This is a genomic window from Ekhidna sp. ABH4_415, from assembly GCF_056161305.1.
Genome location: NZ_JBSWYW010000004.1, coordinates 198,232 through 212,237, shown reverse-complemented (window position 1 = coordinate 212,237; position 14,006 = coordinate 198,232). Strand labels below are relative to the sequence as shown.

The window sequence follows — 14,006 nt, the reverse complement described above, 5'->3', positions numbered from 1 at the left end:
GTAACCTAAGCTAAAACAGCTTTCTTCTTATCTAAGAATTCATCGTACGTACTTAGTGTATCAGTATAGCCATCAGGCCGCAATTCCAATATCCGATTAGCAACCGTTTGTGTAAACGTATGATCATGCGAAGTAAACAGGATGGTTCCAGGAAAATCTTTTAACGAATTATTTAAGGCGGTGATAGATTCCAGATCAAGGTGGTTCGTTGGCTCGTCCAATATAAGCAGATTAGCTTCCTGAAGCATCATTCTGGATAACATGCATCTTACTTTTTCTCCTCCTGAGAGCACACTGCATTTCTTCAAAGTCTCCTGTCCGGAAAAGAGCATTTTCCCAAGAAATCCGCGAATGTATACCTCATCCTTTTCTTCATCTTTGGAATACTGTCTTAGCCAGTCAATCAGGTTGTCATCTGACTGGAAATATTTTGAATTATCATTAGGTAGGTATGCGTGAGTTATTGTCTGGCCAAATTTAAATGTACCCGCAGTAGCATTTTGCTCTCCCATCAAGATCTGAAAGAATGTGGTGATAGCCAAGCTGTCATCTCCCACTACAGCAATTTTATCGCCTTTATTAACAAAGAGGTCTAGGTCCTTAAATAAGGTCTCTCCGTTTAATTCTTTGGTTAGTCCTTTAGTTTCTAGGATCTGATCGCCGGCTGCTCTTTCTTGCTTAAAGATGATCGCAGGATACTTCCTGTTCGATGGCTGAATTTCCTCAACATTGATCTTTTCAAGTAGCTTTTTTCTACTTGTTGCTTGTTTTGATTTAGCAGCATTGGCACTAAATCGCGCAATAAACTCCTGCAATTCTTTCTTCTTCTCTTCCGCTTTTTTGTTTGCAGCAGAGCGCTGAGAAAGAGCCAGCTGACTAGATTCATACCAGAAGGAATAATTTCCTGTATAGAGCTTTATCTGGCCAAAATCAATATCTGCGATATGTGTACATACTGTGTCCAGAAAGTGCCTGTCGTGAGAAACCACGATAAGTGTATTGTTAAATTCTAGCAAATGATCCTCAAGCCATGAAATGGTCTGAATGTCAAGATCATTGGTTGGTTCGTCAAGGATAAGAATATCAGGATTGCCAAACAGTGCTTGAGCGAGTAATACCCGAACTTTCTCAGTACCGTTTAGTTCCTTTACCAGCTTATAGTGATCTGCCTCAACTATACCCAAACCACTTAGCAAGGCAGCTGCATCAGACTCTGCATTCCATCCATCCATATCCGCAAACTGGGCCTCCAACTCCGATGCTTTATTACCGTCTTCTTCGCTAAAGTCTGGCTTGGCGTAGATAGCGTCTTTTTCTTGCTTAATGTCCCATAATTCCTTGTGGCCCATCATCACAGTGTCTAAAACGGAAGTTTCGTCATATTCATGATGATTTTGCTTCAACACAGCCATTCGCTTTCCCGGCTCTATTTTGACTGATCCTGAGTTTGGTGTGATTTCTCCAGACAGAATCTTTAGGAATGTTGATTTTCCTGCACCATTTGCTCCAATGATGCCATAGCAATTACCCGGAGTAAAGTTGATATTAACATCGTCGAATAGGATTCTTTTGCCGTACTGAAGAGAAATGTTTTCCGTTGAGATCATGGGATTTCTTTAATGAACCGCGAAGTTACTACTTAAAATAAGTATCTGAAAGTGTGGATGTAATATGAATATCAAAATTGTATTTTTTTAAGTAATTTATAGGAGGTTAATATGATTCAGCTACCACGTGTGTAACTACATCGGATGTAACATGAGACCTATCGAAAGAGGCTATTAATGGAGTATTTACGAATCTTATTTAACTTATTTTGCAACCACAGAATAGGGAAAAGATACTCGCCTTGACCACATTTGGATGCAGAGGATACCGTCAAAATTTAATGAGCTAAGTGTAAAGAAATTAGCTAAACGCATCATTTTTGCTTTTATAGCAGGTGTAACTGCAGTATTAGCAATAGTCTATGTTTCAAATAATCAAGTTCAGAAATTCACTGAATTAAATAGTCAACTTGACAAGGCTCTTACTATTTGTTGGAAGCAACAAACGCTAAGTCAGTATCTTTCAAAAAACGTTTTGCTCCTGAATGATGAGGTTGATAATCAAAAAACCATCAACCGACTGGACTCTGCACTTGGTCAGTTCCAAAAAAACCATCAGCTATTAAAGGTCACTAACAATATACTCAGGCGTTCTGATTGGGTAGACTTGTCATCAGTAGATAGCGTATACTCAGCAAGTAATGCGCCATTGTCGTCTCTCGTAAGAAGTAGTTTTGGAATCCAGGAGGGCGAAAGTATTCATGCATTCAGAGCCAGCGTACTCAAGCAAGATGAAACATTTCTACCACTTATCAATGAACTCGCTGCAGCATACAAAAGCCTTGACTCTAACATAAATGAAAACTTAAATCAAGTCGTATCAAGACAGTATTGGTTCATTGGCTTGACTGTCGTTCTAGCGGCACTCTCAGTTTTAATTTTCACTATCCAGTTGATCAGTCTTCGAATTAATTCGCACAAAAATTATTTCTATGAATTGTTTGACTCCAAAAAGCGCTATGAGAATCTGATCAGCCATACACATGATGTGGTGTATGAACTTGATGGAAATGGTAAATACACCTTCGTGAATCCGGCTTTTGAAAAACTAACAGATTATTCTTTAGAGGAAGCCAATATGAAGCGATGGTTTGAGCATGTCTACAGGGATAATAGAACTGAAGTAATTGACTATTACACAAATGCTGCACGAGCTATAAAGCGGTCATGCTATTTCGAGTTTCCAATAGTCACAAAGTCGGGAGCAATCCGATGGATTGGTCAAACCTCTGATTTCTCATACGACAAATCAGGTAAGGTGAACCTTATCTATAATATTGGTAAGGATATTACCGACCAGAAACTTGCTACAGAAAAAGAAGAAAGTTATAAGGAAGGGCTCAGGCTGCTAAATGAGCTCAATGCGAAGACTGAATTAAGTATTCAGGATCGGTTGGAGGATGGATTAAAACTTTGCCTTGAATACCTGGGGCTGGAAGTGGGGATTGTAAGTAAGATTTGGATGGATGAATATCGTGTCACCGCTTTTTGTCCTGAAAGCAGTGGACTTGATATTAATCAAAAATTTAAGCTTGGAGACACTTACTGCGATATTACACTCCGTGAACGAGGTAAAGTACTAAGTATCGATGATATGAATGATTCAGTTCATAGAGGACATCCGTGTTTTAAGACCTTTAAATTGGAGTCTTACATTGGAGCTGCATATCGGGTAGAAGGGAAGGTTGCAGGCACGGTCAATTTTACAAGTACCAAGGCTCGCAGGCAGCCTTTTTCAGACTATGAAGTAGATTTTGTAACGCTGGTCTCTAAATGGGTTGGATCCCTGATGGAACTTCAGGAGAATAGGGATAGGCTGGAAGCAGAACGAGAATTGCTCAAAACCTTCATCTCATCAGCTCCGGCTGCCATTGCCATGTTTGACAAGCACATGAACTATATCTCTGCTAGTGAAAAATGGCTGAAGGATCAAAATGTAAAAGGAGATGTGATTGGTAAATCGCACTATAAGGTTTTTCCTGAAATTCCAGTAGAATGGAAGCAGATGCACCAGCGTGCGCTTAAAGGTGAGGTTATCAAACCGGGCATTGAAAAATTTGAGAGAGCAGATGGCTCAGTACAATGGCTACAAGGTGAGATACATCCATGGTATACAAGCAGAGATAAAATTGGAGGGATCATCATCTTTATCAATGATCTGACTGATATGAAGCGACAGGAGGTAGAGTTGAGAAAAGCCAAAGATGAAGCAGAGGCTGCAGGTAAGATTAAGGAACAATTTCTTTCTACAATGAGCCACGAGATTAGGACTCCATTGAATGCGATCATTGGCACCACGCAACTACTTGAAATGGAGCACCCCGAGCTTTCAGACAGCAACAGGTTGAAAATGCTCAAATTCGGTAGTAATAACCTTTTGGCGCTGATCAATGATATATTGGACGTACAAAAAATTGAGTCTGGTAACCTGGAAATTGTTGAAGAGGACATCAACTTAAAGCATTTAACAGGCAATATTCTTGACACCTGGAAGGCAGTTCCCCGTAGTGGTGAGGTAAAGCTTAAACTTGACTATTCAGACAAACTTGGACAGTTCTACAAATGTGATGAGGTGAGACTTACACAGGTATTGAACAACCTGATAAGTAATGCCTTGAAGTTCACAGAGAAAGGTACTGTAGAACTAAAAGTAGAGCCTGTTAAAAAGCATATTCAATTCTCAGTTTCTGATACTGGCATTGGCATTCCTGCAGATAAACTTGAAACCATATTTGAGTCGTTTAAGCAGATCAATAACCCTCAATCTCTCAAGGCAGGTGGAACTGGACTTGGTTTATCTATTTCCAAGCGACTTGTCGATTTAATGGAAGGAGAGTTGAAGGTCGAATCTAAGGTTAATAAAGGAACTAGGTTTTATTTCCAATTACCTTTGGAGGTTTCGATGGTGAAAGAGGATAAGAAAGAACGAAAAATTTCTGAGGCAAACCTGGATCTTCATGTATTATTAGTAGAGGATAACCATGCTAATCAGGAAATTGCGAAAGGATTTTTAAACAGGTGGGGAGTAAAGGTCGATTTAGCCAATCATGGTAAAGAAGCGATTGAAAAAATTAAGTCCAAAGCCTATGATCTTATGCTCATAGATGTACGCATGCCAGTCATGGATGGGTATGAAGCCACGCGCAAGATAAGGGCAATGAAGGGAGAATATTATAAAAATCTCCCAATCATCGCATTGACAGCTAGCACTCTGGCAGAGTCACGCTCTAAAATGGAAGCTTGTGGGATGAACGAGATTGTATCCAAACCATTTGACCCACCTGATCTCTTTGAAAAAGTTAGTCGTTTGGGAAGAGGAGATAAAATAAAGGAAGGAGATGATAAGACCGCAGTGGAGCAAAAAAGTAAAGATGGATACTTCCAGTTTTTGACAAATGTTTTGGGTGGAGATGAGGAGCAGGTAATGATGATTGCTAATTTGGCTGTGAAGTCCATAAATGATGATTTAAAAGGAAGTAAATCTTCACTTCCATTACAAGATAGAGAGCGCACATATAATTATCTCCACAGAATGAAGTCAAATCTTGCCAATCTGGACTTAAGGGAGCTGGCTTCTAAAATGCCGGATTATAAGGCCGACAATTTCTGGGAAGAGCTTCCGTCATTTTTAGAGGAAGTAGAAGAAGAGCTTGATAAGGTTCAAACGCACTTAGCATAGGAGCAATGATCCTTTCTATGATGAAGGAAGCCTAACTATAAAGGTACTACCCTTACCTTGTTCACTTTGAATAGTTAAAAATCCTTTATTTTTTTCAATAAAAGCCTTACATAGTGTTAATCCCAGGCCAGTACCTTTCTCTCCTGCAGTGCCATTTTTGGAAACATCCAATTCAACATTCAGAACTGAATGGATTTCTTTCTCAGTCATCCCTATACCGTTATCGATAACCTGAATGGTTGTCAGTTTTCCCTCAGTGTACCCTGTCACTTGCACAGGATTATTGTTTTTGCTGTATTTGATTGCATTTGATATGAGATTCCTGATGATTGTCGAAAACATATTGGCATCAGCAAAAACAGTTAGATTTGATGGAATATCATTCTTTAAGTCTATCTCTTTTTGTTTTGCGACCGATGATAATAATGAGAAGTTTTCTTTTACAACCTTATCAACCGATAGTAGTTCTGGCTTGAATAGCGTTTGATTACTATTCAGCATCCCCCACTGCAAGAGATTTTCTAACAAACTAATTGTATTTTTTGCAATTGGGTTTAGTTGATTGAGTATCTTCTTTGCATCATCCAATGATATAGAAGCACTTTCAAGTAACTCTATTAGATTTATAATTGATGAGATTGGCCCCTTCAAATCATGACCAACAATAGACATTAGCCGGTTTTTAGTTGCATTCAAATCATTTAGTTCTTGATTTTGCTCATTAATCAGTTTGTTAGTGCTGATTAATTTCTCATTCAGCTGCCTATATTGTTGATAACGATAGATTGAATACCCTGCAAAAACAAAAATAAGTACATATGCCGTTAAAAAAGCCCATCTAATATATGGGTTTGGTAACTTCTCTGAGATATAAGCCGTCCCAATTACGAATGTCAAACCATGTATGGTGATCTCAGAGGTCACGAAATTCTCATCAGGTATATTGTAATTTTTGAAGAATCGATCATCAGATCGATCGTGGTAGACTTTACTCTGGTCATGGACTCTTTCACGATCAAAATAATCCCCATATTCAACCGAAAATTGAAACGCAAACTGATTAGCCTGTTCCAATCTATAAATTGGTTCAATGATGTTTCTGAAATTAATGATCGAGGCAACATACCCTACCAGTTGGCCTTCTCTTATGACCGGAAAATTAAGTGGAATGCCAACCCATCCCTCAACAAGATTAATAGGGGGGAACAGTTTTATTTTATCCTCCAAGAGCATGTCTTCAAGAAGATTAATTTGCGCATTATCTCGAAATTTTTTTACAGAAGTCCCAATTAAATTCCCCGGGTCTATTTCATCTATTGTAAAGCTGTAAATGAACTGATGATCAGTATTTAAAAATGAGACAATCAGTGAGTCCCTTATGTTTAGTTGGTTGGTTTGATACAGTAAGAACTTTTGAAGTTTATCCTGTGAAGGAAAAGAATCAGCGTAACGAAGGTGTGACCTCATTCCTGACATTAAATATGCGAAACGATTGATTGACTCTGAAAACTTTTCTACAGCTACCTCATGGGTATTCGCCAAATTATTTTGGCGCCTATTTCTCTCATAATCTTGCAATTGATAATTGAAATAATAGGTAATACCTCCCCCAATCAGAGCAGTAAGAAAGAGTAGATAAATCTTACTATCAGCGAATACTCTTTGCACAAATTTATTTCTTAAGTAAGATTAATAGCGGCTATAAAAGTTTGCCCAGTTAATATAATCAAAGAATTAAGTTTTTGTTTGCTAAACAACTAAAATTTAACAGCCTGGATCTTTTCTGGAGCGAGAATGGTAATGGCACTGCCGTTTATTTCGATCCATTGATCCTTTTTAAATTCTGATAAAATTCGAATGACAGACTCTGTTGCTGTTCCCACCATTCCAGCCAGGTCTGCCCTGGATACATCAACAGTTACTTTTTCCATTTCGCCAGAGTAGGCATCATGCAATTTCATCAAAGAGTCTGCTGTACGCTTTCTTACTGTATTATAGGCCATTTCCATGAGTTCCTTCTCCCGATCAGATAGGTTGTTTGAGAGTAGCTTAATGAATTGTCCCGAAACCTCTCTATTGTTGAAAATTAATTGTTGAAAGTCATCTTTAGGGATTAGCATCAATTCTGAGTCTTCCATGGCTTCTGCAAATTCAGTTCTGGAAGAATCCTGAATGATGGATCTCTCTCCGAGAAAATCACCTTCCTTTCTAATGTCGTGGATAAACTCTTTTCCATCCTCATTGATGTGATAAGTTTTGATTTTTCCCTTGATGATCTTGTAGACAAAATTGCTGAAGTCCCCTTCACGATAAATGATATCTTTCTTTTTATACTGCTGAGTTTTACGCTCTTTTTCCAGGTCTTTAATATTCTGATAATTGGATGCATGGTGAACAAGCTCCTCAACCTCAGATATTTTCGAAAGCTCTTCATATTTTTTTAACCTACGCTCAATGGCACCCAACAATTCCATTTCCTCAAATGGTTTTGTGATATAATCATCGGCACCCATATTCATTCCTTTCCTGAAATCAGTTTTTTCTGCTTTGGCTGTTAGAAAGATGAATGGGAGTGAGGTAGTTTCCGGATTTTTTGAAAGGATATAAAGCACTTCATACCCATCCATTTCGGGCATCATGATATCGCATAGAATAAGATCAGGAGGAGAGGCCAGTGCCTTTTTAACTCCTTCTCTTCCATTCGAAGCAGCGTCAACGTGATAATTGGAAAGTCCCAAAAGTTCGGAGATGTTTTCTCTCACATCATCCTGATCTTCTATAACCAAAATGCGTTTTTTATCCATGTGTATAGGTTCGTTTTAGATTAACCAAATTAAATAAAAGACTGACGATAATCATCTTTTGAATTAAGGAAACTCATCTATTTTGATCATGAAACACTATTCTTTTGATTAAAAGATTAATGTTATGAGTTACTGGTTATACATATCACTATTCGGAGCAGCGATCGCTGTATTTGCCATGGTCAATGTACTGTTGGCTCGAATGTCCAATAACAAAAAAGCACTGTGGTTTACTCTTGTAGTGATTTTCCCAATAGTGGGTCCACTTATATATCTACTGAAGAGAAAATCTATTGTGGGGACTAGTTAAAGGGAAGAGTAAGCGTAAATGTGCTCCCTTGACCTTCGGTACTTGTGAAGGAAATTTCCCCTTTTAATAAGTCAGCGTACTTTTTTACAATATTTAAACCCAAGCCGGTTCCTTGAATGTTAGTAGCGTTCGCAGCTCGGAAAAACCGATCAAACATCTTCTTTTGCTCAGATTTAGGAATGCCGATCCCATGATCCACAATGTGAATCTTTAGATGTTTATCGTGCTCTATGTTTATTTCAATTTTTTCTCCTTCAGATGAATACTTGCTGGCATTAGAGATCAGATTGAATAAGATATTCTTTAGAATGTGTTCATCTGTTTGGATAGTTGGAGCAGTGCCATTCAAAAGAATTTCCTGATCGTTTTTTACACTTTGGCTCATTTCCTCAACTATTTCCTGCAAGAGTTCATTCACGTCCACCTCATTAAAATTCACTTTCTGAGCACCACTCTCCAGTTTTTCAAGCGAAAGGAAGTCATTAAGAATGTTCGTTAGATTTTGTACGCTTTTCTTGATTCTATTGATGTGTTTTTCTCTGGCTCCCTGCTGGTCAGTTTCGGTGTATTTGCCAATTAAGTTGGCGGACGAAAGTACAGTAGTTAGTGGCGTTCGGAATTCATGGCTTGCCATTGAGACAAAGCGAGATTTCAATTCTCCTAATTCTTTCTCCTTTTCCAATGATTTTAAAATCTCTTGTTCTGCTTTTTTCAGATCTTCCAGGCTTTGTTTTAATGCCGCTTCTGCCAGTTTTCGTTCTTGAATTTGGCTTTGAAGCCCTAGGTTCATATGCTCCAATTCACTGGTTCTGGCTTTTACTTTTTGCTCCAGCTCAGATGTATACTCCTCAAGTTTTTTACGCTGTTCTTCAAGCTTCTTTTCGTTTTCTTTTCGGATAGAGATATCGGTAACAAATGCTACTACCAATTTCTCATTATTGTGCTGCATGTAGCTTAAACTGATCTCAAGAGGAAAAGTGGAGCCGTCTTTTCTAAGGCCAGACAGGTCACGCCCAATTCCCATGCGTCGTGGTTCCGGGTGGTTGATATACTCTTTACGATAACCTTGATGTTTTTTTTGAGCATTCTTAGGAACAAATTTTTCTACCTTCTGACCAAGCACTTCACCTTCATCATACCCAAACATTTCAGTGACACGAGGGTTTGCCATGACCACTTCCCCATCTTTATTGAAGAGCATAATTCCCTCACCAGAGCTTTTAAAGAGACTTTTTAAAAGTTCTATGCCTTCATCTGAAATAAACTCCTGACTCCCTAGTTTTATCATATTAGACTTAGTAAAATAAACCTATATCTGTCATGTGACAAAATTCAATACCTACATTGACGAATGTCAATTTACACGCACGCCGAGCATTCTAGCTTTGAAGCTTAAATGATTAGCATGTGATCTCAAGTATACTGATACCTACTGATTTTTCTCCTGCATCCTGGCAAGCCGCTCAGATGGGATTGGAACTGTCGAAACTGTACGAAGATGCCACGATTTCTTTTTTACATATTTATCCGGTTTCATCAAGGTATTCACACAAAAACGGCCCTACGGCAAATAGCAAGCAACTGGAAGAGGTTCAACATCGGATGAACCAATTATCTCATGACATATCTGATCTATCAGATGATCGTATTCAAAATGTTGTATTATCAGGTAATGTTGAGGAGACGATGATGAAGTTTATCAAAGAACACTCATTTGACCTGGTAATTGTAGGTATCAATAGTAATGGACATGACAATGAAATAGGTAGCCACACGGTGCGCGTAATCAAAGAGAGTGGTGTACCAGTCATGATAGTTCCAAATCGTACTTCACATGGGGTTATTGCAAGCTGAAGAACTTGAGTGTCACCATTGTGGGGATTCATGTGACGAATCTATTCAGACGGGAAATCATCATTTCTGCTGCTATGGATGTCGGGCGGTCTTTGAGTTGCTGGACCAAAGTAACCTTCATCAATACTATACAGAAACCTCAAAGGAGAATAAATCTTTATCAGAGCTGAAGGCAGAGCGGAAATATGCTTTTCTTGATAATGAGGATATCCAGAAACAACTGCTGCGTTTCAAAAGTGATGACGTTTCGGTCGTTAAATGGTTTTTGCCAGGGATTCATTGTAGCTCATGTATTTATCTGCTGGAGCACTTGCCCAAACTGGATCAGGCAGTGATTAGGTCAGAGGTGAATTTCGTGAAGCGTGAGGTGACGATCACATTCAATCATCATGAAAAATCCCTGAGACAGTTGGCGGTATTGCTTTCACAGTTGGGATACGAACCGGGCATATCCTTAAGTAGCCTGGATAAAACGAAGAAGCAGGTAGCTAAATCCAATATTGGAACCAAGGTAGCTGTGGCAGGCTTTTGCTTTGGTAATGCTATGCTGATGAGTATGCCGGAATACCTGGATCGTAATTTCCTTCTAACGGATGATTTTAAAACGGTATTCAAGTGGATCAATTTCGCGCTTGCTTTTCCAGTAGTTTTATATGCAGCAAGTGATTACTTTAACAAGGCATGGAAGGGGATTCGATATGGAAATTTAAATATCGATGTGCCGATTGCGCTGGGTATACTCACACTATTTGGTCGTAGTTCGTATGAAATCATTACTGGAGTGGGGATAGGGTATGTGGATTCGCTGGCAGGGTTGGTGTTTTTCCTTTTAATAGGAAAGTGGTATCAGGGGAAAACGTACCAGGCGCTATCTTTTGATCGGGATTTCACTTCTTATTTCCCTGTTTCAGTCACATGTAGAGTTGATGAAGAAGAATTTCAGCGACCTTTAAAAGATCTTAGAAAAGGGGATGTAGTAGTGATTCACAATGATGAATTGATACCTGCAGACGGTATTATCGTATCAGGGACGGGCAATATTGATTATAGCTTTGTTACGGGTGAGTCAAAGCCTGAAAGCAGGACTGAAGGTCAGCAGGTGTATGCAGGAGGAAGACATAAAGGGGCTGAATTATCAATAGCTCTAAGTCAGACGGTTAATAACAGTGAACTAACCAGCCTCTGGAATACCGACTCGTTTAAAAAGAAGGATCGGGCTGATTTGCACACCTGGGTTGATAAAATCAGCAAGTATTTCACCTTAACCATAATCATTCTGGCTATTGCAACTGGGGTTTTTTGGTGGATCAATGATCCGTTGCTGATTTGGAATTCGGTGACTGCCGTTCTGATTGTAGCTTGCCCATGCGCACTGGCGCTGGTGCTGCCTTTTGCCTATGGCCATGCCATGAGAAAACTGGGCAAAGAAGGACTATATCTAAAAAATGCGGAGGTGATCGAGTCACTGGCAAAAGTGGATTCAATTGTTTTCGATAAAACTGGCACGCTCACGATGGTGCAAGCTGGAATCTCTTATCAGGGTGATGTAATTGATGGGAAGTATATGCAGGCTTTAAAGTCCGCTCTGGGTAATTCTGCGCATCCGTTGAGTAGGTTGATACATAATGAACTCCCATCAGTTGATAAATTACCGATTATAGCGTTTAAGGAAATCACAGGGAAAGGATTTGAGGCAGAGTTAGATGACCTATATCTTAAGGTGGGATCGGCTGAATTTTCGGGTCATCTGACAGAAGGTCCGCTAAATGAAACACGAGTATACATAAGTGTAAATGACAAGAAAGGCTGTTTTATAATCAAATCTGCCTATCGACCTGGAGTCTTTGATTTACTAAAACACCTAAGAAACCGATACAAGTTGACACTTTTGTCCGGAGATAACTCAGGAGAAAAAAACGTTTTGCAACCACATTTTGATGAGGTTCATTTTAATCAAAAACCATTCGGTAAGCTGACATACATAAAAAATCACCAAGCGAATCATCTAATGATAGGAGATGGACTCAATGACGCGGGAGCATTGAATGAAGCTTTAGTTGGTGTGGCTATAGCAGAAGACATCCATCAGTTTTCTCCAGCTTGTAATGCCATTCTTACTTCAGAAAAAGTTACTCGTATATCACAGGTGCTATATTTCTCAAGGAGAGTTATTTCTGTTGTATTTATCGCTTTTGGCATTTCTTTTATTTACAATATTGTCGGGCTATCATTTGCGATGAGTGGACACCTGACACCACTTATTTCGGCTATTCTGATGCCGATTAGTTCGGTGACTGTTGTTGGGTTTGTAACACTAATGGTTACGTATTTAGGGAAAAAAATGAATGTTAAAAATGTAGCGACTTGATCTAAATCTACCTTTCTAATGACCTAAATCATAGATTACCTCAGGCTGTCATTTCAATTTTATCCTGATAAAAAATAAACGTCATGGAACCACATTTTTACAACGTAGACATCAACTGGAATCAGGATCGCAAGGGAGTGATGTGCTCTCCTGAATTGAACAAGGAAGCTAATAGCTGCATCGATGTGGCTACTCCTCCGGAGTTTCCGAAGGGGATCCCCGGAATATGGTCACCCGAGCATCTATTTACTGCATCAGTTAGCAGCTGTCTGATGACTACTTTTTTAGCTATTGCTGAAAACTCAAAATTGGAGTTTGAAAACTTTAGCTGCCATTCGAAAGGTAAGCTGGAAAAGGTAGATGGAAAATTGTTAATGATACAAATTGTTCTGGAACCGAACGTGACCATCTATGATGAAAAGGATCGGGAGCGAGCTGTGAGAGTACTTCAGAAGTTTGAAAAAGCCTGCCTCATTTCCAACTCCATAAAATCGGAGGTGATTATGAATCCATCCATTAAGGTTGTTGAGACGGAGGTCGTTTAAGTTAGCTCGCCTGACTGATAGCCTGCTCCAGCATATGTTTTGGAATCGCTCCCGACTGTCTCCAAACTTGCTGACCTTTCTTGAACAAGATAAAAGTGGGAACACCACGAACACTGTACTTCTGTGCGGCAGCCGGGTTCTTATCAATGTCTACTTTGATAATTCTCGCTTTGCTACCAATTTCAGATTTAAGTTCTTCCAGGATTGGAGCCATTGTTTGGCACGGTCCACACCACGTTGCATGAAAATCAACCAGCACCGGCTGGTCTCCATTGATTAGTTCATTGAATTTTGACATAGTTAAGAAACATTAATTCCTCCTTAATAAGTTTCTGAGAGATTAAAAAAGGCTGAGTGGTTACACTCAGCCCAGTTTGAAAAGGATAATTGAACAGCGTCAATTAATCAATAACCACTTCTTTTCTAGGAAGTAATTCTGTTTCCTTTTTGACAATGGTTAATCGCAGGATGCCATCATCATACTTTGCAGTCATTTCTTCCATATCTACATTTTTTGGAAGCGTAAAGGATTTTGTAAATGAACGAGTAGTGAACTCTCTTCGGGTGTACCTGCGTGTGTTCTCTTCTCTTTCTTTTTCTGTAGTCCCCGTAATGGTAAGAAGGCCATTTTCCAGTGTTACATGGAAGTCTTCTTTTCTCATTCCTGGAGCTGCCATTTCGATCTCGTAATTGTTTTCAGTCTCAATTACGTTTACTGCTGGTATCCAGTCATTGGTGAATCGTGCTTGCAACCAATCATCATCGAAGAAGTCGGTGAGATTATTGAGCATAGGAAAATCTCTCTTGATAAGCGACATGACTTGACCATTTTTGTGTTA

The 14,006-nt window shown here is 39.2% G+C and carries 11 protein-coding genes; 5 read left to right on the top strand and 6 right to left on the bottom strand.

Translation table 11 applies throughout. The annotated features are described in order from the left end of the window. Nucleotides 1-5 precede the first annotated feature (5 nt). The gene (locus ACXAH9_RS08245; RefSeq protein ID WP_474894387.1) at nucleotides 6-1,607 is read right to left on the bottom strand and encodes an ABC-F family ATP-binding cassette domain-containing protein; all 1,602 of its coding nucleotides are present in this window, start codon (nucleotides 1,605-1,607) and stop codon (nucleotides 6-8) included. 256 nt (nucleotides 1,608-1,863) lie between these two features. On the opposite strand from ACXAH9_RS08245, the gene ACXAH9_RS08240 reads away from it, so the two are divergent. Beyond that, entirely contained in the window at nucleotides 1,864-5,286 is a 3,423-nt protein-coding gene (locus ACXAH9_RS08240) for an ATP-binding protein (protein WP_474894386.1), read from the top strand. Nucleotides 5,287-5,301: 15 nt separating this feature from the next. Here ACXAH9_RS08240 and ACXAH9_RS08235 read toward each other — a convergent pair whose 3' ends face one another. Both ACXAH9_RS08235 and ACXAH9_RS08230 read right to left on the bottom strand, forming a co-directional pair. Further along, the gene (locus tag ACXAH9_RS08235; RefSeq protein ID WP_474894385.1) at nucleotides 5,302-6,954 is read right to left on the bottom strand and encodes an ATP-binding protein; all 1,653 of its coding nucleotides are present in this window, start codon (nucleotides 6,952-6,954) and stop codon (nucleotides 5,302-5,304) included. An 89-nt stretch (nucleotides 6,955-7,043) separates the two neighbouring features. Beyond that, nucleotides 7,044-8,090 carry a response regulator gene (locus ACXAH9_RS08230; protein WP_474894384.1) on the bottom strand — a complete coding sequence of 349 codons (1,047 nt, stop codon included), beginning with the start codon at nucleotides 8,088-8,090 and terminating at the stop codon, nucleotides 7,044-7,046. A gap of 124 nt (nucleotides 8,091-8,214) precedes the next feature. On the opposite strand from ACXAH9_RS08230, the gene ACXAH9_RS08225 reads away from it, so the two are divergent. Beyond that, nucleotides 8,215-8,400, top strand: coding sequence for a PLD nuclease N-terminal domain-containing protein (locus ACXAH9_RS08225; RefSeq protein ID WP_474894383.1), 186 nt, complete (start codon nucleotides 8,215-8,217; stop codon nucleotides 8,398-8,400). Here ACXAH9_RS08225 and ACXAH9_RS08220 read toward each other — a convergent pair. After that, nucleotides 8,393-9,688, bottom strand: coding sequence for a PAS domain-containing sensor histidine kinase (locus ACXAH9_RS08220; RefSeq protein WP_474894382.1), 1,296 nt, complete (start codon nucleotides 9,686-9,688; stop codon nucleotides 8,393-8,395). The two genes, ACXAH9_RS08225 and ACXAH9_RS08220, sit on opposite strands and share 8 nt — an antisense overlap. 119 nt (nucleotides 9,689-9,807) lie before the next feature. Here ACXAH9_RS08220 and ACXAH9_RS08215 point away from each other — a divergent pair, with 119 nt between their 5' ends. The 3 genes from ACXAH9_RS08215 to ACXAH9_RS08205 all read left to right on the top strand — a co-directional run bounded on the left by ACXAH9_RS08215 (nucleotide 9,808) and on the right by ACXAH9_RS08205 (nucleotide 13,167). After that, nucleotides 9,808-10,254: a universal stress protein gene (locus ACXAH9_RS08215; protein ID WP_474894381.1), complete on the top strand. Its 447-nt coding sequence runs from the start codon at nucleotides 9,808-9,810 to the stop codon at nucleotides 10,252-10,254. Then, on the top strand, nucleotides 10,235-12,622 hold the full coding sequence (locus tag ACXAH9_RS08210) for a heavy metal translocating P-type ATPase (protein WP_474894380.1): 2,388 nt from the start codon (nucleotides 10,235-10,237) through the stop codon (nucleotides 12,620-12,622). The genes ACXAH9_RS08215 and ACXAH9_RS08210 overlap by 20 nt, the downstream gene beginning before the upstream one ends. An 83-nt stretch (nucleotides 12,623-12,705) precedes the next feature. Next, entirely contained in the window at nucleotides 12,706-13,167 is a 462-nt protein-coding gene (locus tag ACXAH9_RS08205; protein ID WP_474894379.1) for an OsmC family protein, read from the top strand. A gap of 1 nt (nucleotide 13,168) precedes the next feature. Here the strand turns inward: ACXAH9_RS08205 and trxA are convergent, their stop codons facing one another. Together trxA and ACXAH9_RS08195 are read right to left on the bottom strand one after the other, a co-directional pair. Further along, the gene (gene trxA / locus ACXAH9_RS08200) at nucleotides 13,169-13,465 is read right to left on the bottom strand and encodes a thioredoxin (protein WP_474894378.1); all 297 of its coding nucleotides are present in this window, start codon (nucleotides 13,463-13,465) and stop codon (nucleotides 13,169-13,171) included. Nucleotides 13,466-13,568: 103 nt separating this feature from the next. After that, nucleotides 13,569-13,985, bottom strand: coding sequence for an Hsp20/alpha crystallin family protein (locus tag ACXAH9_RS08195; protein WP_474894377.1), 417 nt, complete (start codon nucleotides 13,983-13,985; stop codon nucleotides 13,569-13,571). Nucleotides 13,986-14,006: the final 21 nt, after the last annotated feature.